Raw genomic sequence first — 19,156 nt, 5'->3', positions numbered from 1 at the left:
GCTTAGTATGAATTTTCTTAACTTAAAAGTCAAATCAAAACCTGATTAATTATGAAAAAAATACTTTTTTTAACCGGTGATTTCGCTGAAGATTATGAAACTATGGTTCCTTTCCAGATGTTGGAAATGTTAGGCTACACCGTGCATACGGTATGCCCGGGAAAAAAGAAAGGCGACAAGATAAAAACTGCAATTCACGATTTTGAAGGAGACCAAACATATACTGAAAAACCAGGTCATTTATTTGAACTCAACTATTCTTTTGATGAGGTATTTGCAGACGATTATGACGGATTTGTAATGGCCGGCGGCCGGGCACCAGAATATCTTAGGCTGAATAAAAAAGTAATTGAAATCACTAAGCATTTCTTTGAAAAAGATAAACCGGTGGCTTCTATTTGCCACGCTATCCAAATTCTTACTGTAGCAAAAGTTTTAAAAGGAAGAACACTTACCGCATACCCCACAATTGGTCCAGAAATAGAACTGGTAGGAGGGAATTATAAAGAAGTTGAGCCTACTGAAGCAGTGGTAGATGGCAACCTGGTAACATCACCAGCCTGGCCGGGTCACGCCGCATTTATTAGAGAATTTGTAAAATTACTCGGGGCAAAAATTGAGATTTAAGATTGGGGCTTAACCACCCCTTTCTTCAGTTGCGCTGAATTCATTCCCCTCCTTGAAAAGGAGGGGAGCTTTTTTATCTATCACTTTTCAAATTCAGTGATTTTTCCCTCAATAAATTCCTGAACTTCTTCCGAAGGGGTTTTAAAATCAAACCATTGAATATCGGGGTCTTTTCTAAACCAGGTAAGCTGCCTTTTTGCGAATCTTCGGGTGTTTTTCTTATTTTCTGAAACTGCTGTTTCAAGGGGAATTTTTCCTTCTAAATAACTGAAAAGTTCTTTATAGCCTACGGTGTTCAAAGCATTTAAATGTTTGTGAGCAAAAAGTTTTTCTACTTCTTCCAGTAATCCTTCATTCATCATCAAATCTACACGCCGGTTTATACGTTCATAGATTATTTCACGATCGGCAGTAAGACCTATACTTATCGGGATAAAATCACGCTGTTTTTTAGGCTGATTTAAATAAGAGGAATATGGTTTGCCTGAAGTTATGCAAACTTCAAGCGCTCTTATAACTCGCTGCGGATTTTCAACATCGGCTACATAATAATATTCAGGGTCGTATTTTTGAAGTTCCTTTTGCAAAGGAACCAATCCATTTTCTTCATACTTTAAGTTCAAATTTTCCCTAATTTCTGCAGGAACTTCGGGAAAATAATCCAGGCCTTGCAGAACGCTTTTGGTGTATAAACCACTGCCGCCTACCATTATCACAATATCGTGATCCTGGAAAATTTCTTCTAATTTCTGAATCGCCTCAGCTTCAAAATCGCCCACATTATAAGCATCTTCAATAGAAATATGTTGAATAAAATGATGTTTAGCAGCCTCCAGTTCTTCGGTTGAAGGGACGGCGGTGCCAATTCGCATTTCCTTATAAAACTGCCGGGAATCTGCTGAAATTATTTCAGTATTAAACTTTTTAGCGAGATTGATGGCCAGGGAAGTTTTACCGATAGCGGTAGGCCCAACTACATTAAGCAAGTAATTATTTTTCATTGAGCTTTTTTCCGCAGTTATGGCAAAATTCAGCATCATCCATATGTTTGGTTTCGTTGCAATGCGGGCAAACCTGGGTATTGGTAGGAATCTTATTTTTTTGAGCCCGGGTAATTTCAGAAGTCACAATTCCGGTGGGTACGGCAATAATTCCGTAACCTACAATCATAATAAATGATGCGATAAACCTACCAAGCGGAGTGATGGGGTGAATATCTCCAAATCCCACGGTAGTAAGGGTAACAATAGCCCAATAAATACTAAGCGGAATATTATCAAAACCTCCTTCTTCTCCTTCAACTAAATGCATTACCGTTCCCATAATTACACAAATAATAAGCACGGCAAAGAGAAAAACAATAATTTTTGGACGGCTGTTACGTAAGGCTAATAAAAGTCGGTTAGATTCGCCTATATAACGTGTAATCTTTAAAATTCTAAATACTCTAAGCAATCTTAAGGCTCTTACAGCAAAAAGTAAATTATGACCACCAAATAGAAAAGCCAGATAGGTGGGAAGGGTGGAGAGTAAATCTACAATACCATAGAAACTAAAAATATAATTTTTAGGTTTTTTAATAGCAATAATCCTTAAAATATATTCTATGGTGAAAATTATGGTAATAATCCATTCAGCAATATAAAAATGCCAGTAATACTTTAAGTTAAGGCTGCTTACGCTTTCCAGCATTACCAGGATAATACTTATGGCGATAACAACAAGTAGAGCAACGTCAAAAAATTTACCCGCCGGGGTATCGGCTTCGTAAATTATTTCGTGGATTTTAGACTTCCAGCCTGGTTTGGGTTGCGTTCTGCTCAAAAATAGAATTTTTAGGAATTATTCAAATTTAAATAAATTGCTGAAGCATCTAGGTAAATTAAAATTTATTTAAGTAGCTGGCGCTAATGGTATAATTTTTAACCGTGAATTTCGGCGTAAATAGCTTTGAATAATATGTTGGGCGTCGCGATCGTTTTTCATAGGGGTAATTATAGACCTAATAATATCTATATTATTAATCTGGTGGTTTAAATTGAAATATCCAATTCCTTTAAATTCACCATCTTCAACAAGCAATGCACTTTTTTCGTCTATATCACGACCACGATCTATAACCAGCATATGCTGGGTTTTATAAGAATGCTGATTGATTAATGCTCTCACTCTCTCATTATAAGCTTCAGCCGATTCTTCTTTTATACAGGCACCGCTGCATTTTTCTATGGTATAATTAAAGCAGCTTCCATTGCCTTTTTCAAGATTACAGAGCCTGGGGCAGAGTTCATATTTTGTTATCCACATCTCTAAAACGTTGCGAGCTCGCTTTAAAGAAGAAAAAGTAGTGATACTATTTTTCTTACCGGCACGACCAATTTTTAAATTAATATAACCATCTTCATCGGTAGAGTGGTAGAGGGCGTGACTAAATATATTCTTTTTTAAAACCTTATTGAATTTAGGCTTATTATGTTTTATTTCCTGATTTTCTTTTAAAAGTGCTGCCAGTTCATTTCCTGTGGCTTCAAAACTAACCGAGCTAACTTCTTTCTGCATTTCACGAGCTTTACGCTGCTCGTTGGTAAAATGCTGGGTAACCCGTTTTTTAATATTCCTGCTTTTTCCAATGTAAATGATCTCACCTTCTTCATTATGAAAGTAATAAACGCCCGTAATTCCCGGTAAATCTTCAAGGATATAAACAAGACGTGTATCTATTTGGCGTTTTGGCTCTAATTTTACCGCATCTTTTAGAATATTCTTTTCAATATCTTTTGCGAGTAACATTTTAAAAAGTTTTACAGTTGCCTGGGCATCTCCACTGGCACGATGCCTGTCACTTAAAGGAATTCCCAGGGCTCTAACAAGTTTCCCTAAACTATAAGAGGCCTGGCCGGGAATAAGTTTTTTAGAAAGTTCGACGGTACATAGCGATCTTCTTTCAAAATCAAAACCAAGCCTTTTAAATTCGGTTCTAAGAATTCTATAATCAAATTTAGCATTGTGGGCTACCAGTACACAATCTTCTGTAATTTCTACAATGCGCCTGGCTACTTCGTAAAATTTTGGAGCATTACGAAGCATATCGTTATTAATTCCCGTGAGGTTAACCACAAAGGGCTGAATTGGTTTTTCGGGATTTACAAGGCTTATAAATTGGTCTACTACTTTTAAACCATCAAATTTATAAATTGCTATTTCTGTAATTCCTTCTTCGTTATATTTACCACCGGTGGTTTCTATGTCTACTACTGCGTACAAAAAATATTTTCTATCTCTTAATAATTCCTTTCACCAAAAATATCACTCCCTATGCGTACCATATTACTACCGCAATCTAAAGCGATTTTATAATCTCCGCTCATTCCCATAGAAAGGATATTCATATTTGAATATGTCTCTTTAAAATCGTTAAAAACCGATTTAAGGTGTTCAAATTCTTTTTTAACCTGAGTTTCATCATCAGTAAAAGTGGCCATGCCCATAAGTCCTTTTACTTTTACTCGGTCTAAACTTTTAAACTTTTCTGAATCTAATATTTCTTTAGCTTCTTCTGCTGAAATGCCATACTTACTATCCTCTTCGGCAATTTTAATTTGCAGAAGACAATCTATAGACCGGTCATTTTTGTCGGCTTCTTTATTAATTTCTTTCAATAATTTTAAACTATCTACCGCGTGAATAAGGGAAACATAAGGCGCCATATATTTTACCTTATTTCGCTGTACGTGGCCTACCATATGCCATTTAATATCTTTTGGAAGTTCTTCCCATTTATCAGTCATTTCCTGAATTTTATTCTCTCCAAAGTTTCTTTGGCCGGCCTCGTAGGCTTCTAAAAGATCTTCTGTAGGTTTGGTTTTAGAAATAGCCACTAAAGTGACATCTTCAGGCAGTTCAGTTTTATATTTTTTTATATTTTCAGAAATACTCATGCAATCAATTTTTAGTTGGTTTCAAACTCGTAGATGGTAAGGCCGTTTAAAAGTTTGGGTTCAATATAGGTGCTTTTGGGAGGCATGGTTAAACCTTCGTCGGCAGTTTCTTTTATTTCTTCAATACTTAAGGGGAGCATGCCAAAACCGACTGCAAATTCACCTTTATCTATACGGGTTTTAAGCTCAATTAAATCATTTTTACCGTGAATATAAGAAATACGCTTATCATTTCTAAGGTCTTTAATTCCTAAAATTGGCTGTAGCACTTTCTTATACAGAATATATGGGTCTAATTTAGTCAAAGAATCTCCAAATTCATAGTTTGTCTTTCGTAAATAAAGCGAATAAAATTCCCCGTCTAAATACATATTAAAATGATGCTTTTGCTGGGGTTTATAAACTTCCATCCCGTGGTTTTCAATTCTGAAATATTCATCCAGCTGGATAAGAAATTCTTCTTTGGTATTCCCGTTTAAATCGGTAATTAGCCTGCTGTACTCGTGTATATTAAGATTGCTTTCTGAAATAAGGTAACTCATAAAATAGTTGTAAGGTTCTTTCCCCGTATGGTTGGGGTTAGCCTTCCTGGATTCCTGTGCCAGTAAATAAGAAGAAGCGCTCCTATGATGGCCATCTGCAATATACAAATGCGGCATTTGGTCAAATTCTTCTTTAATTTGACTTAATAAATTTTCCTCATCAATTTTCCAGAGATAATGGATTTCCCGGTTTACTGTGGCAAATTCGTATTCGGCGCGTGTCTGCATCACCTGCTCAATAACCTCATTTATCTTAGAATTATCGGGGTAGGTGAGTAGAACCGGTTCGGTATTGAAACCTACAACTTTAAGATAATCCTTAAACAAAGTTTCACGGCTTGCAATTGTATCTTCGTGCTTTTTGATGAGATTATTCTCATAATCTTCGGCACTGGCAGCAGCAATAATACCGCAACAGGTGGTTTCCCTGCTTACTATTTTGTAGAGATAGTAAGCCGGTTTTTCATCTTTTATAAATGAATTTTCTTCTCTGAATTCCAGGTAGCGGTTTTTTACCATCTGGAAGCGCTGCCCACCAGTTATCTCGTGCTGAAATTTATAACCCGGATTCAAAATATGTAAAAATGAATACGGGTTATACTGCAAGATCGCTCTTATTTCAGCTTCAGTATAATCTTCAAAAGATTTTGTAGCTACAAGGCCGGCTTTGGCGCGTTGCGGTCTAACCGCTCTAAATGGAAGTATTTTGGTCAAATTCTACAAATAATTTAGCTGAATTGTGAAGAAACCTTTTCGGCTTTTTTACTTTCAGAATAATCATAAAAACCTTCACCAGATTTTATTCCCAGTTTTCCGGCCATCACCATATTAGTCAATAGAGGACAGGGTGCGTATTTCGGATTTTTAAAACCGTCGTACATCACCTCAAGAATTGAATGACAAACATCTAAACCAATAAAATCGGCTAATTGAAGCGGGCCCATAGGGTGCGCCATTCCAAGTTTCATTACGGTATCTATCTCTTTTACTCCGGCAACGCCATTATAATAGGTTTCAATCGCCTCGTTAATCATTGGCATTAAAATTCGGTTAGCCACAAAACCGGGATAGTCATTCGCTTCAACCGGAACTTTATTTAGTTTTTCTGAAAGTTCCATAATGCTTTTAGTAACCTTATCGCTGGTATTATAACCACGAATAATCTCTACCAGTTTCATAATTGGCACAGGGTTCATAAAGTGCATTCCAATAACACGCTCTGGGTTGGAAACTACTGAAGCGATTTTTGTAATAGAAATTGAAGAAGTATTACTCGCTAAAATAGTTTCAGCAGAACAATTTTCGTCTAGTTGCTTAAAGATCTTAAGTTTTAGGTCTTCATTTTCTGTAGCTGCCTCAACTACAAGATCAATATCTTTTACGCCTTTAGGAATATCGGTAAATGTAGTGATGTTGTTAAGCGTTGTCTCTTTGTCTGCCGCACTTATTTTTTCTTTAGAAACCATTCGGTCTAAATTTCCCGAAATAGTTTTCATTCCCTTATCCAGACTTTCCTTGGAAATGTCTATAAGGTTCACTTTGTATCCAAATTGGGCAAAAGTGTGGGCGATTCCGTTGCCCATAGTTCCTGCTCCTATAACTGCTATATTTTTCATTTTGTGTGGTTTTTATATGAATTTCAGCCTTAAAATCGACTGAAATAGATTTTATATTATTTACTAAAACTTTCAATAACTCCATTTGCAACGCGCAAAGCTTCAGCGCCCTGTTCCAGCGTCACAATTGGAGTGGTATTATTATTAATGGCGTCAGCAAAAGTTTCCAACTCATCTAAAATGGCGTTGTTTGGGGAAACATCAGGATTATCAAAATAGATTTGTTTTTTCACTCCTTCGGCATTTTGCAAGATCATCGCGTATTCATCTTCTTTTTCAGGGGCATCTTTCATTTTTACCACCTCACATTTTTTCTCCAGAAAATCTACCGAAATATAAGCGTCTCGCTGAAAAAACCTGGATTTGCGCATATTTTTCATTGAAATTCGGCTGGCGGTTAAGTTCGCCACGCATCCGTTTTCAAATTCAATTCTAGCGTTGGCAATATCTGGAGTATCACTAATTACTGAAACTCCGCTGGCATTGATATTTTTCACCTTCGACTTTACTACGCTTAGAACCGCATCAATATCGTGAATCATTAAATCTAAAACCACGGGAACATCTGTACCACGGGGATTAAACTCTGCCAGGCGATGTGCCTCAATAAACATGGGATTTTCAATTCGGGAAGCTACGGCTCTAAAAGCAGGGTTAAAACGTTCTACGTGACCAACCTGGCCTTTAACTTTGTATTCCCTGGCTAAAGCGATAAGTTCTTCGGCTTCAGCAAATGTGTTGGTAATGGGTTTTTCTATAAAAAGATGTTTACCCGCCGTAATTGTTTTTTTCGCTACTTCAAAATGGGAAAGGGTAGGAGTTACTACATCTACCACATCTACTGCCGTGATAAGGTCTTCTATAGTATCGAATTTTTTATAACCGAATTCCGCAGAAATCTTTTCAGCATTTTCTGAACTGGCATCGTAGAAACCTACAAGCTCATATTTTTCAGACTGGTTGAGTAATTTTAAATGTATCTTTCCTAAGTGTCCTGCACCAAGCACGCCTACTTTCAGCATATTATTTAGCATTTTTCACAAAAATAGCATTTTGATTGCAAATAGTTTAGCAATAAAGAAGAGAATCTCCCCCGTTTTCGCTTGGCATCTTTGACTTCTAATGAGTATTTTTGCAGTTTAAAGGGTGAAAAAGTGATTGAAGATAACTATAGACATAAGGGGAAAAGACAGCAGTTGGTAAAAACCGTAAAGAAAAAGGGAATTACCGATAAAGCCGTTTTAGGTGCAATTGGGAAAATTCCCAGGCATCTCTTTATGGATAGTAGTTTTGAAGATCACGCCTACCAGGATAAAGCTTTTCCTATTGCTGCAGATCAAACTATTTCCCAGCCTTATACCGTTGCTTTTCAAACTGAAAAACTGGAGATTGAAAAAGGAGATAAAGTTCTGGAGATTGGAACCGGAAGTGGTTATCAAACCGCAGTTTTATGTGAACTTGGAGCAAAAGTTTACAGCATAGAACGCCAGCGGGAGCTTTATAGAAAAACAAAAATGTTTCTGAATAAAATAGGCTATCGGCCTAAGCATCTCAGTTTTGGAGATGGCTACAAAGGAATGCCAGATTATGCACCTTTTGATAAAATAATTGTAACAGCCGGCGCTCCTTTTGTTCCTAAAGACCTCTTAGGGCAGTTAAAAGTTGGAGGCAGGATGGTAATTCCTGTTGGAGACGATGTGCAAACTATGACTCTTTTTATAAGAAAATCTCCAACAGAATTCGATAAAACCGAATTTGGGCAGTTTAGATTCGTGCCTTTACTTGGGGATAAGAATTAATAGCAGTTTTTAAAAAGCTTTTCAATTTATCGTCCTCCTGAATTCATTTCAGGATCTAAAATGATTTAATTTTTTCCAACCTAATAGATCCTGAAACAAGTTCAGGATGACGTAAGAAAAAAGCCGGTTTAAAATATTTTAAACCGGCTTTTTTATGTTTAAGCTTTTATTCGCTTACTTCTTCTTCTGTTGATTCTTTTGCTGTTCTGCCTGCTCCATCATTTCCTGCATTTTCCTGGTGAACTTATTCTGCTTTTTAGGCTTTTTCTTGTTCTCCTGGATTTTCGCGTGAATTTTATCTTCATCAATAATCACATATTTAATCACCAACATAATCCCAATAGTAATTAGGTTAGAAGTGAAGTAGTATAATGAAAGTCCACTGGCATAGTTGTTAAAGAAAAACAACATCATTAACGGAGACAGGTACATAATAAATTTCATATTAGGCATTCCCGGTTGCTGGGCTTGCTGCATACTTTGTCCCGTAGTCATCATCATATAAATAAAGATTGCGATAGATGCTAAAATTGGGAATAAACTCACGTGATCTCCATAAAATGGAATGTTGAAAGGTAACTCGGCTATAGTATCATAACTTGATAAATCGTCTGCCCATAAAAATCCTTTCTGTCTTAACTGGAAAGCACTTGGGAAGAACTGGAACAAGGCATAGAAAACAGGAATTTGCATTAAAGCCGGCAAACAACCACTCATTGGGCTTGCTCCAGCTTTGCTATACAGCTTCATAGTTTCCTGCTGCTTTTTCATCGCGTTGTCCTTATACTTCTCGTTTAGCTCATTAATTTCAGGTCTTAAAACCTTCATTTTTGCTTGTGATAGATAAGATTTGTAAGTAACCGGAGAAAGAACAATTCTCACTACAATGGTCATTACAATAATCGCGATACCGTAGCTTGGTAATACTCCGCTTAAAAATGCGAAGAACGGGATAAATACGTATTTATTGATCCACCCAAAAATTCCCCAACCTAATGGTACAATTTCATCAAGGTTACGGTCGTAATCGTTTAAGATCTTATAATCTGTTGGCCCGTAGTACCAGTTCATATTATAATTAAGCTCCCCACCATTTAATTCTAAAGGCAACTGTGCAGCAAAATCTTTAGTATAAACTGTATCTATTTCTTCGTCTTCAACAAGGTTGCGAGAAGTGAATTTACCGCGGCTAAAAGGAGTGTCGGTCAATAATATAGAGGTAAAGAAATGCTGTTTATAAGCAACATAAGTAATATTCTCGTCTTCCTGTTCTTCTAAATCACCAGAGCCGAGGCTATCATCATCACCTTCATCATATTCGTAAATGAGATCTGTATAACGATTTTCGTAAGAGATACTTTTCGCGTGACGGTAACCTTTTAGCTGCCAGTTCATATTAATATCCCTGGAGCTGTTAAATACATTATTTAAGCCCTGAGATCTAATACTAAAATCCAGCATATATTCCCCCGGTTTCAGTACATAACGATATTCAAGGAATTCGTTTTCTGAAACTTTCAATTTCATAGAGATAATCTGGTTATCTCCATTTTGGGTTACTTCGGGTTCAAAATAAAGATTTTCAGTGTCTAAAGTTCTGCCGTCTGTGGTGGTAAAATTAATGTTGAAAGAAGCATTTCCGTCTTTAATTAAATAAACCGGAATAGAATCGAAAGTTTTAAAATTGGTTAACCTTGCTTCTGAAATATATCCACCTTTATTATCAATTTTAAGTTCTAAAACATCATTGGAAATGGTGGTCGTATTTTCTGTAGCCGATGGAAGACTTGCCGAATAGCCAAAAGCGCCCAAACGTTCGCGAGCCTGGGCAAGCGCAGTAGAATCGGCTCCAGGAGTTTGATTTTGTTGTGGTGGAGGTTGGTTAGCATCGGTATTGCCGGGTACTTCAACCTGTTCGGTTTCTTGCTGTGGTTCTACTTCTGCTTCAGAGGGGCTGTTGGTATACAACATCCAAAGTAAAATTCCACCAATAAGTATAAATCCAATTAAGGACTGAACATCAAATTTCTTTTCTTCCATGCTTTTCTAAACTATAACTTGCTTTTGGTCAATAAGTCGGCCACTTTTATTTTTGTGCCAGACTGGCATTTTTTCTTTTTTTCGAAAAATCGAAGGCAGCCTTAATAAAGGCTATAAATACCGGGTGCGGAGTAGCAACCGTACTTTTATATTCGGGGTGGTATTGTACACCTACAAACCAGGGATGGTCTTTAAGTTCTATAACTTCTACCAGGCCTGTTTCAGGATTTATTCCGGTGCTTAGCATTCCTGCTTTTTCCAGTTCTTCCTTGTATTTATTATTGTATTCGTAACGGTGGCGATGTCTTTCTTTAATTTCGCTTTTACCGTATGCTTTGTAGATTTTGGAACCTTCTGTAAGTTTACAATCCCAGGCTCCAAGTCGCATTGTTCCGCCTTTGTGAGTTACTTCTTTTTGTTCTTCCATAAGGTCTATAACCGGATGTTTGGTTTTAGGATCCATTTCGGTAGAATTGGCAGTTTTTAACTTTAATACGTTTCTGGCAAATTCAATTACTGCCATTTGCATTCCTAAACAAATACCTAAAAACGGTAAATTTCTTTCCCGGGCATATTTTACTGCGTCTATTTTACCCTCTACACCACGTTCGCCAAATCCCGGGGCTACCAAAATTCCGTCTAAATTGGCGAATTTATGGTCTATAGTATTCTCATTTATAAATTCTGAATGAATGCTTTCTACATTCACCTTTACCTCATTTTCTGCACCTGCGTGAATAAAAGCTTCTAAAATAGATTTATAAGAATCCTGAAGCTCAACATATTTCCCAATTAAACCAATAGTAATTTCGGCTTTAGGGTTCTTATGTCTATCTAAAAACTGGTTCCAGCGATCTAAATTTGGCGTTGTTTCATCAGGTAAATGTAATTTCTTTAAAGTAACAGTGTCCAGGCCTTCTTTCAGCATTAAATTTGGAACATCGTAAATAGTAGCCGCATCAATACTCTGGATTACCGCTTCCTGCCTCACATTACAGAAAATAGCCAGTTTACGACGAATATCGTCTGAAAGTTCGTGCTCTGTTCTACAAACTAAAATATCGGCTTTAAGTCCGCTTTCCATCAACGTTTTTACACTGTGCTGGGTTGGTTTGGTTTTTAGCTCACCTGCAGCGGCAAGATAGGGGACAAGGGTAAGATGAATAATTAACGCGTTTTCATCGCCTAATTCCCATTTTAACTGGCGAACTGCTTCAATATAAGGTAAAGATTCAATATCGCCTACAGTTCCTCCAATTTCAGTAATTACAATATCGTAATCACCATTTTGACCAAGAATCTGGATGCGATCTTTAATTTCGTTGGTGATATGTGGAACCACCTGTACGGTTTTTCCTAAAAATTCCCCACGGCGTTCTTTTTCAATTACACTTTGGTAAATACGGCCGGTAGTTACATTATTTGCCTGGGAAGTATTAACGTTTAAAAAGCGTTCATAATGGCCAAGGTCAAGATCGGTTTCGGCACCATCTTCAGTCACATAGCATTCGCCGTGTTCATAAGGATTTAAGGTTCCGGGATCTACGTTAATGTAGGGGTCGAGTTTCTGAATAGTGGTTCTAAATCCACGCGCTTGCAGTAATTTTGCCAGAGAAGCTGCTATAATTCCTTTTCCCAGGGAAGAAGAAACGCCGCCGGTGACAAAAATATACTTGGTTTCGGCCATCTTAAGAAGTGTTTGTTGCGTTGTTTGATTCAGGGCGCTAAATTACAAAGAAGAATAGAAAAGCCGTTAATTTTAAACCTAATATTTTTAAAGTTAAAACTCTGTTTTAGACTGAAGATTACTCAGGGTTTTGGAAACTTTTTTCTTATATCTCTAAGTAATTGTTCCATCCCATTGAGTTTAAGTTCAAACACCTCACTCATTTGCTGGCCAAGTTTACCTTCTGGAAAACCTTTTTGGCGATACCAAACCAAATAATATTCGGGAATGTCGCTTAAATAATAGCCTTTGTATTTTCCAAAATGCATTTTAGCGTGTGCCAGTTCTAAAAGTGCTTTGTGGTTTGGTTTTAAACTCATTTATTCAATAATCGGGATTGTTTAGGAAATGAATGCCTCGGTAGTTTACGATTGTTGCAAAATCGGTTGGAGCCGTGCAAACTTACTTTTGTTTAAAGGCTTTTCTATAAATTCTATAACCGCAGGGTATTCTTTAGCTTTATTACGGTCTACAGCACTGGTGCTGGAGGTAAGAATAATTATTCTATGTTCTTGGCCTTTAGATTTTAATAAATCAAGAAACTCCCAACCATTCATTTCGGGCATATTTAGGTCTAAAAATATAAGCGTGTTTTGCCGTTCTTCCAGGTAAACCAGGGCTTCTTCGGGGTTGGTAAAATCTACAACATCTTTATCGTAACCTTCTATTTCCAGTAGTTTTCGGGTAATAAAATTGGCTATGGGCTGGTCGTCTACCAGGATAATGGTGCTCATAACTTTTTTGCTTTTAGCTGGGTTAATTCCGAAGATGCCATTTCAATAACTTCTCTTAAAACCTTATCCATTTCTTCTGATGATTGTTTAAGTTTTGGTACGAGTTCTTCCCTGCAGGTTTTATCATCAAAAACTTCAAAAAGTTGTACTATACCCTGAATTCTCGATAAAGGTTCTCTCACATTATGAGCATTTAAAGCTGAAATATGCAATAATTTCTCATTTTTTTCAACCACTTCTTTAGTTCGTTCGGCAATAGTTTGTTTTTGATTTTCTACAATTTGATTGATCTTTTTATTCTGATTTTTAATGACGTCTAATGCCTGTAATAAAGACTGATTTTTATGATAAAGCTCTTCTTTCAAATAAATTTCCTGAAACTTAGCCTGGAAACTATCACTTATTAATTTCAGCATTTCAATATCGCCAACATCAAAAGCTTTATTCTTATCTGATATTAAGGAAACAGTAAAATCTACATCCATTTTTTTAAAGCTCCAACACCATAAAGATGGAGACTCTAAAGCAGTAGAATCAATTTTTTTACTTAATTGAGACGGAATTTCTTCAGTTTTAACCGGAATATTATTTTCCAAAATCTGCAATTCGTGCGAAAGTAAATTTTCTTTTGAAATAAGTTCAAATTCACCTCGCGAATTACACTGGCAATAGACCAGGTAAGACCCCGCCTGGTTTATACTAATTCTAAAAAGATGAAAATTAAGCAGATATTTTAGAAAACGCACTGAAACCTGCGAAACTTCTTCCAAACTCTTACAACGATTTAAATTGTTGCTGAATTTAGAAAAAGTTTCATAGGTAATTCTATAAACCCGGGAAGTTCTGTCTTGTAGGGATTCCATAATCTTCGGACTTATTCCGGAGTTTCCAGCAATTCGTTGTCTATTTTAATCCCTGATACATCAGCAATAGTATTCAACATATTTACTAAATCGGCCTGGGCCATTAATTCCTGGATTTCCTTTTGAGAAAAACCAGCTTTTTCCAGTTCCTCAAAATCTGCATCTGAAACTTCGCTATGATTTAGCGCCGCATTAGTTACAATTTTAACGGCAGTTCTAAAACTGGCCGGCATAGAAGGAGAATCTATATTTTCTGTAGCTTTAAAACCTTCATCTTCAGAGATCATAGCGCTCATACTATCAGCGAAAATCCCGTGAGCATGCGAGCAATAATTGCAACCCCGTTCCTTAGATACATTGTAGATAATAAGTTGTTTAAGCACATTCGGAACTTCTCCTTCCATTAAAGTATTCTTTAATTTACTCCAGTTACCTTTTAATAAAGTAGCATTGGTGCCCTGGCATTTAAACCAGTTTAAAACAAAGGGAAGTTGAAGAGTTTTTTTGGTATCGTCATAAATTTCCTGAACTTGGGGAGAGGCTTCATCATAGGAAACCATCGGGTAGCGTGCTGTAGAATTCATTCTGGTAATTGTTTATAATAGATTAGGGTTTTTTAAGGTTGTCCAAAATAAGTCAATATTTTAAAACGTCCTAAATTAATTTAGTGGTAATGGGCTTTTAACAACAGGCTGGTTTTTTAATTTTAAATCAACAAATTTGAAAAGTATATTTTTGTGATAGATTTTAAAAAATGAAGTACCAGTACCAAATAAGAGTAAGCCCAGAAGAGGCTGCAAATCAGCATAAACTTACGCAAGCGGTTTCCCGCCACGGTGGCATAGCTCTAAAAGATATTACTTATGTAAATATCTTAAAGCGATCTATAGATGCCCGGCAAAAAGCCATAAAGATCAATTTAAAAGTTGATGTTTATGTAAAAGAAGCATTTAAAGAAGATAAAGTTTATCTCCCAGATTACCAGAATGTAGCAACCAAAGAGGAAATTATAATTGTTGGTGCCGGTCCCGCAGGCCTGTTTGCGGCCTTGCGATGTATTGAATTAGGATTTAAACCTATTATTATAGAACGTGGAAAGGATGTTAGAACCCGTAGGCGCGATCTAAAAGCTTTAAATATTGAGCATATTGTAAACGAAGATTCTAATTACTGTTTTGGGGAAGGTGGCGCCGGCACTTATAGCGATGGCAAATTATACACCCGATCTAAAAAACGGGGTGATGTAGATAGAATTTTGAAATTACTTGTAGGTTTTGGCGCTACCCCAGAGATTATGGTAGATGCGCATCCGCATATTGGCACAAATAAACTTCCGGCGATAATAGCAGATATTAGGGAACTAATTATTAATTGTGGCGGAGAAGTTCTTTTTGAAACCCGGGTGACAGATATTCTGGTAGCGAATAATAAAGTTACCGGAATTAAAACCTTAAAAGGTGAAACAATTAATTCAAAAAAAGTTATCCTCGCCACAGGACATTCGGCCAGGGATATTTTTGAACTTTTACATAGAAAAAATATAAAAATTGAAGCCAAAGCCTTTGCGCTTGGCGTTAGGGTAGAACACCCACAGGAATTAATAGATAAAATTCAGTATAAATGTGATTCCAGGGGAGAATTTCTTCCACCTTCACCATATAGCATCGTAAAACAAATAGGCGGCAGGGGAATGTACTCTTTTTGTATGTGCCCCGGCGGAATTATAGCTCCCTGCGCTACCGCACCCGGTGAAGTTGTTACTAATGGTTGGTCTCCCAGTAAACGCGATCAACCAACCGCAAATTCGGGAATTGTGATAGAATTGAGATTATCAGATTTTAAAAATGTCGAAAAGAATCCCCTTGCAGCAATGGAATTCCAGAAGCAAATAGAACAAAAAGCCTGGTTAGAAGGTGGAAGCACCCAAAAAGTGCCGGCTCAACGCTTAGTAGATTTTACCCAAGGAAAAATTTCTACAAATTTGCCGATAACTTCTTATAAACCAGGCGTTACTTCAACCGATTTAAGTGAAGTTTTCCCAAATTTTATTCATAAAACTTTACAGGAAGGTTTTAAAGAATTCAACAAAAGTATGCGAGGTTTTTTAACCAACGAAGCCGTAGTTCACGCACCAGAATCCAGGACTTCTTCCCCGGTAAGAATTCCGAGAGATCCTTATAGTTTTGAGCATATCCAAATAAAAGGGCTTTACCCCTGCGGGGAAGGTGCCGGTTACGCCGGCGGAATAATTTCTGCAGCAATAGACGGGGAGAGATGTGCCGAAAAATGCGTGGAGAGTTTACAGAATTCTTAGTAATTTGAAAGGTTAAATTATTGATAATTGTCAAGACATTAATAGTGTTGATTTTGGTTTTTTTTATCTTCATTTTTTGAAAACAACCACCATTAAAAATCAAGATTATGCCCATAGTAGGTTCCTTAATAAAAAGTCTTATAGATCTTCGTGATACCATTGTTTCTGAACCGGAAGCAGAAGAAGCCCAAAAAGAGGTACTTACAAAGTTGCTTAAAAAAGCTAAAGACACCCAGTTTGGAAAACATTACGATTTTGAATCGATTTTAAAATCTGATGATATTCAAAAAACCTTTGCTGAAAAGGTGCCTTATTTTGATTATAACAAATTGGAGAAGGAATGGTGGCATAAATTACACGATGGTGAAAAAGACGTTACCTGGCCGGGAAGACCTCCATATTTTGCAGTAAGTTCGGGTACTACCGGAACAAGCAGTAAGCGTATTCCGGTCACCGATGAAATGCTGGAATCTATTAGAAAAGCAGGAATCAAACAGGTGAGTGCTCTTAGTAATTTTGATCTTCCGCCAGATTTCTTCGAAAAGGAGATTATGATGCTGGGAAGCTCTACCGATCTGGAGAAAGAAGGAGATCATAAAGAAGGTGAAATTAGCGGAATTAGCGCAAGTAATATTCCTTTTTGGTTTCGCGGATATTATAAACCCGGAGAAGAAATTTCAAAAATTGAAGAATGGGATGAGCGGGTTCAACGTATTGCCGAAAACGCTAAAAACTGGGATATTGGAGCCCTAAGTGGAATCCCCTCCTGGTTAGAACTTATGATGAAAAAGGTTATTGAATATAATAATCTTGATAACATTCACGATATCTGGCCAAACCTGAGAGTTTACGCTTCTGGCGGAGTGGCATTTGAGCCTTACGAAAAGAGTTTTAATGCTTTATTGGGCCACCCAATTACGGTTATTGATACGTATTTGGCTTCAGAAGGATTTTTGGCAGTACAGGCAAGACCTGATACCAATGCTATGAAACTTATTCTGGATAACGGCATTTATTTTGAATTTGTTCCTTTTAAGGCTGAATATATTAACCAGGATGGTTCTATTGTTGAAGATGCCCCGGTAATTTCTTTAGATGAAGTTGAAGAAGAAAAAGATTACGTACTGCTTATCAGTACCGTTTCTGGCGCGTGGAGATATTTAATTGGTGATACTATTAAATTTACCGATGTGGAACGTAAAGAAATTCGCATTACCGGGAGAACAAAATTCTTCTTGAATGTGGTTGGTTCTCAACTTTCAGTAAATAAAATGAATGATGCCGTACAGGAGCTCGAAGATAAATTTGATATTAAGATTCCTGAATTCACCCTGGCTGCGGTAAGAATTGATGGTGAGTTTCATCACCACTGGTATTTGGGAACCGAAGGCGATACTCCAGAAGAAGAACTTAAAGAGGCTTTAGATGAATCGCTTAAAAATGCTAATAAGAATTATAAAGTTGCGCGTTCTAAAGCTTTAAAAGGCGTGAAAGTGACTAAAGTACATCCCGATATGTTCCCTGAATGGAATGCCGCTAATAAGAAAAAAGGCGGGCAGGTAAAAATGGAAAAAGTTATGGACGAGGAGAAATTTGCAAAATGGGAAAAGTTTGTAAAAGAACAAAAAGCCTAATCGTCGTCTTCGTCAATTTCATCAATTAAAGCCATAATTTCTTCCTGCGAGAGGTAAAGTTTTTTGATTCTTGCCTTATAGGCATCAGCAAGATGGGTGTGGTTTAAAATAAAATCTTTAGTGGCAATAATATATTTTCCAAGTCCGTGGTTTACGGCATAGGTGTCTGCGGCTCTTTCGGCTTCCTGAATATATCTTTTTGAAGTAAGGTATTTAATTCCAAACCATACCATATTCGCTGCACTACGTTCACGATAATCCATAATGTGCCCCAGCTCGTGGCCAATCCAGCCAATAAGCACCTCTGACGGAACATTTTTTACATCAAAGACTTCATCTTCAATTTTAATGTGTTCGCTTATCATTACAAAATAAGAACGATTTTTTTTATTCTTTAGTAATCCCGAAACTTTTGGCTGTGCCTGCATAAAAGACTTCTGAATCTTCTTTTTGAATTTGAATTCAATTGGGGTGTTTTTTAATTCCGGATAGTGCGAAAGTGCTACGTAAGTTTCTCTCCAAATTTCATCTGGGACAATTTTATTTTCAAACTTTAAAGTATCTTTTTGTTTCATTTGTTCCTGGGCATAAAGCGCACTCCAATTCCATTGGCAAAAAAGAATTGCGGTGATTAGAAAAAAATATTTTTTAAGTGTAGAATTCAAATTAGCTTTTCTGTATAAAGCTAAAAATATAGTAAACCAGCTGGTTTCGCCAAGAAAGTTCTTATAAAATAAACATAAAAAAAGGTCATCTATACAGATGACCTAATTTTATATCGATTTCTAAAACTAATTTAGAAATTATCCCTGCATTAGTTGTTGTAATCTCTGCTGTAGTTCAGTATCGGTTTGAAGTGCCATTGCAATTTTCTCGTAACGTGCAACATCAAGGCCTTCTTCCGAAATAGCATTTTCCATTTCTTTTTGAAACTCGCCTTGCATCCCTTCAATTTCTGAAACAACTTCTTTGTGCTTTGTCAGTTCATCTTCAGTAGCATCAACCTCGGTATTTGGGTCTAAAGAAGCCTGGTGAATTTCATTAAAACGCTGAATGTCAAATCCGCTATCTTCTACTTTCTTCGCCATCTCCTGTTGCGCCTGTTGGTTTACCATTCTAATTTTCTGGTAAGCATCAGCAAATTTAGAAAGCTCCTCGTCACTAACATCTATATCTACAGTTTGTTGTTGTTGCTGTGGTAGTTGTTGAGTTTGGGCAAATACACTTGCTGATCCTAATAATGCAAAAGCAAATAATAAACCTGCAATCTTTTTTGATTTAATCATAATCGTTGTTTAAAGTTTTTAATGAGGCACAATCTAA

19 protein-coding genes are annotated in these 19,156 nt (G+C 36.8%); 4 read left to right on the top strand and 15 right to left on the bottom strand.

Going from position 1 to position 19,156, the window contains the following annotated elements; genetic code table 11:
- Window positions 1–51: 51 nt before the first annotated feature.
- On the top strand, window positions 52–627 hold the full coding sequence (locus AO058_RS15250) for a DJ-1/PfpI family protein (protein ID WP_232228844.1): 576 nt from the start codon (window positions 52–54) through the stop codon (window positions 625–627).
- Between the two features lie 80 nt (window positions 628–707).
- Here the strand turns inward: AO058_RS15250 and miaA are convergent, their stop codons facing one another.
- The 7 genes from miaA to AO058_RS15215 all read right to left on the bottom strand — a co-directional run bounded on the left by miaA (window position 708) and on the right by AO058_RS15215 (window position 7,745).
- On the bottom strand, window positions 708–1,628 hold the full coding sequence (gene miaA, locus AO058_RS15245) for a tRNA (adenosine(37)-N6)-dimethylallyltransferase MiaA (RefSeq protein WP_075327328.1): 921 nt from the start codon (window positions 1,626–1,628) through the stop codon (window positions 708–710).
- On the bottom strand, window positions 1,618–2,451 hold the full coding sequence (locus AO058_RS15240; protein ID WP_075327327.1) for an ion transporter: 834 nt from the start codon (window positions 2,449–2,451) through the stop codon (window positions 1,618–1,620). Before AO058_RS15240 ends, miaA begins: the two co-directional genes overlap by 11 nt.
- Window positions 2,452–2,520: 69 nt before the next feature.
- A complete protein-coding gene (locus AO058_RS15235) occupies window positions 2,521–3,891 on the bottom strand; it encodes an exonuclease domain-containing protein (protein WP_075327326.1) in 1,371 nt (456 codons plus the stop codon).
- Window positions 3,892–3,908: 17 nt separating this feature from the next.
- Window positions 3,909–4,565 (bottom strand): YggS family pyridoxal phosphate-dependent enzyme, encoded by a 657-nt coding sequence (locus AO058_RS15230; protein WP_075327325.1) that lies wholly within the window; start codon window positions 4,563–4,565, stop codon window positions 3,909–3,911.
- Between the two features lie 11 nt (window positions 4,566–4,576).
- The gene (locus AO058_RS15225; protein ID WP_075327324.1) at window positions 4,577–5,821 is read right to left on the bottom strand and encodes a DUF1015 domain-containing protein; all 1,245 of its coding nucleotides are present in this window, start codon (window positions 5,819–5,821) and stop codon (window positions 4,577–4,579) included.
- A 14-nt stretch (window positions 5,822–5,835) separates the two neighbouring features.
- Window positions 5,836–6,723: a 3-hydroxyacyl-CoA dehydrogenase family protein gene (locus tag AO058_RS15220; protein WP_075327323.1), complete on the bottom strand. Its 888-nt coding sequence runs from the start codon at window positions 6,721–6,723 to the stop codon at window positions 5,836–5,838.
- Between the two features lie 56 nt (window positions 6,724–6,779).
- Complete coding sequence (locus tag AO058_RS15215; protein WP_075327997.1) at window positions 6,780–7,745, bottom strand: Gfo/Idh/MocA family protein; 966 nt, start codon at window positions 7,743–7,745, stop codon at window positions 6,780–6,782.
- A gap of 135 nt (window positions 7,746–7,880) precedes the next feature.
- Here AO058_RS15215 and AO058_RS15210 point away from each other — a divergent pair, with 135 nt between their 5' ends.
- Window positions 7,881–8,522, top strand: a complete 642-nt coding sequence (locus tag AO058_RS15210; RefSeq protein ID WP_075327996.1) for a protein-L-isoaspartate(D-aspartate) O-methyltransferase — start codon at window positions 7,881–7,883, stop codon at window positions 8,520–8,522.
- 174 nt (window positions 8,523–8,696) lie between these two features.
- Here the strand turns inward: AO058_RS15210 and yidC are convergent, their stop codons facing one another.
- From yidC to AO058_RS15180, 6 genes are all read right to left on the bottom strand, one after another.
- Window positions 8,697–10,562, bottom strand: a complete 1,866-nt coding sequence (gene yidC / locus AO058_RS15205; RefSeq protein WP_075327322.1) for a membrane protein insertase YidC — start codon at window positions 10,560–10,562, stop codon at window positions 8,697–8,699.
- A 46-nt stretch (window positions 10,563–10,608) separates the two neighbouring features.
- On the bottom strand, window positions 10,609–12,249 hold the full coding sequence (locus AO058_RS15200) for a CTP synthase (protein WP_075327321.1): 1,641 nt from the start codon (window positions 12,247–12,249) through the stop codon (window positions 10,609–10,611).
- A 122-nt stretch (window positions 12,250–12,371) separates the two neighbouring features.
- Window positions 12,372–12,608, bottom strand: coding sequence for a DUF3820 family protein (locus AO058_RS15195; protein WP_075327320.1), 237 nt, complete (start codon window positions 12,606–12,608; stop codon window positions 12,372–12,374).
- A 45-nt stretch (window positions 12,609–12,653) separates the two neighbouring features.
- Window positions 12,654–13,022, bottom strand: coding sequence for a response regulator (locus AO058_RS15190; RefSeq protein ID WP_075327319.1), 369 nt, complete (start codon window positions 13,020–13,022; stop codon window positions 12,654–12,656).
- On the bottom strand, window positions 13,019–13,885 hold the full coding sequence (locus tag AO058_RS15185) for a histidine kinase (protein ID WP_075327318.1): 867 nt from the start codon (window positions 13,883–13,885) through the stop codon (window positions 13,019–13,021). Before AO058_RS15185 ends, AO058_RS15190 begins: the two co-directional genes overlap by 4 nt.
- Window positions 13,886–13,896: 11 nt before the next feature.
- Window positions 13,897–14,469, bottom strand: a complete 573-nt coding sequence (locus AO058_RS15180) for a carboxymuconolactone decarboxylase family protein (protein ID WP_075327317.1) — start codon at window positions 14,467–14,469, stop codon at window positions 13,897–13,899.
- Window positions 14,470–14,639: 170 nt separating this feature from the next.
- Here AO058_RS15180 and AO058_RS15175 point away from each other — a divergent pair, with 170 nt between their 5' ends.
- On the top strand, window positions 14,640–16,199 hold the full coding sequence (locus AO058_RS15175; RefSeq protein WP_075327316.1) for an NAD(P)/FAD-dependent oxidoreductase: 1,560 nt from the start codon (window positions 14,640–14,642) through the stop codon (window positions 16,197–16,199).
- Between the two features lie 107 nt (window positions 16,200–16,306).
- Window positions 16,307–17,833: a GH3 family domain-containing protein gene (locus AO058_RS15170; protein ID WP_075327315.1), complete on the top strand. Its 1,527-nt coding sequence runs from the start codon at window positions 16,307–16,309 to the stop codon at window positions 17,831–17,833.
- On the opposite strand, the gene AO058_RS15165 is transcribed toward AO058_RS15170, so the two are convergent.
- Both AO058_RS15165 and AO058_RS15160 read right to left on the bottom strand, forming a co-directional pair.
- Window positions 17,830–18,498, bottom strand: a complete 669-nt coding sequence (locus AO058_RS15165) for a hypothetical protein (protein WP_442974331.1) — start codon at window positions 18,496–18,498, stop codon at window positions 17,830–17,832. The two genes, AO058_RS15170 and AO058_RS15165, sit on opposite strands and share 4 nt — an antisense overlap.
- A 138-nt stretch (window positions 18,499–18,636) precedes the next feature.
- Window positions 18,637–19,119 carry a DUF4168 domain-containing protein gene (locus tag AO058_RS15160; RefSeq protein ID WP_075327314.1) on the bottom strand — a complete coding sequence of 161 codons (483 nt, stop codon included), beginning with the start codon at window positions 19,117–19,119 and terminating at the stop codon, window positions 18,637–18,639.
- Window positions 19,120–19,156 lie beyond the last annotated feature (37 nt).

Source organism: Salegentibacter sp. T436 (assembly GCF_001932675.1).
Taxonomy (GTDB): Bacteria; Bacteroidota; Bacteroidia; order Flavobacteriales; family Flavobacteriaceae; genus Salegentibacter; species Salegentibacter agarivorans.
This window is presented reverse-complemented; position numbering and strand designations above follow the sequence as displayed.

Coding starts and splice junctions, on each gene's coding strand:
- AO058_RS15190 (WP_075327319.1), bottom strand. CDS start 13,022: ATGAGCACCATTATCCTGGTAGACGACCAGCCCATAGCCAATTTTATT.
- yidC (WP_075327322.1), bottom strand. CDS start 10,562: ATGGAAGAAAAGAAATTTGATGTTCAGTCCTTAATTGGATTTATACTT.
- AO058_RS15200 (WP_075327321.1), bottom strand. CDS start 12,249: ATGGCCGAAACCAAGTATATTTTTGTCACCGGCGGCGTTTCTTCTTCC.
- AO058_RS15195 (WP_075327320.1), bottom strand. CDS start 12,608: ATGAGTTTAAAACCAAACCACAAAGCACTTTTAGAACTGGCACACGCT.
- miaA (WP_075327328.1), bottom strand. CDS start 1,628: ATGAAAAATAATTACTTGCTTAATGTAGTTGGGCCTACCGCTATCGGT.
- AO058_RS15185 (WP_075327318.1), bottom strand. CDS start 13,885: ATGGAATCCCTACAAGACAGAACTTCCCGGGTTTATAGAATTACCTAT.
- AO058_RS15250 (WP_232228844.1), top strand. CDS start 52: ATGAAAAAAATACTTTTTTTAACCGGTGATTTCGCTGAAGATTATGAA.
- AO058_RS15220 (WP_075327323.1), bottom strand. CDS start 6,723: ATGAAAAATATAGCAGTTATAGGAGCAGGAACTATGGGCAACGGAATC.
- AO058_RS15230 (WP_075327325.1), bottom strand. CDS start 4,565: ATGAGTATTTCTGAAAATATAAAAAAATATAAAACTGAACTGCCTGAA.
- AO058_RS15160 (WP_075327314.1), bottom strand. CDS start 19,119: ATGATTAAATCAAAAAAGATTGCAGGTTTATTATTTGCTTTTGCATTA.
- AO058_RS15180 (WP_075327317.1), bottom strand. CDS start 14,469: ATGAATTCTACAGCACGCTACCCGATGGTTTCCTATGATGAAGCCTCT.
- AO058_RS15170 (WP_075327315.1), top strand. CDS start 16,307: ATGCCCATAGTAGGTTCCTTAATAAAAAGTCTTATAGATCTTCGTGAT.
- AO058_RS15175 (WP_075327316.1), top strand. CDS start 14,640: ATGAAGTACCAGTACCAAATAAGAGTAAGCCCAGAAGAGGCTGCAAAT.
- AO058_RS15215 (WP_075327997.1), bottom strand. CDS start 7,745: ATGCTGAAAGTAGGCGTGCTTGGTGCAGGACACTTAGGAAAGATACAT.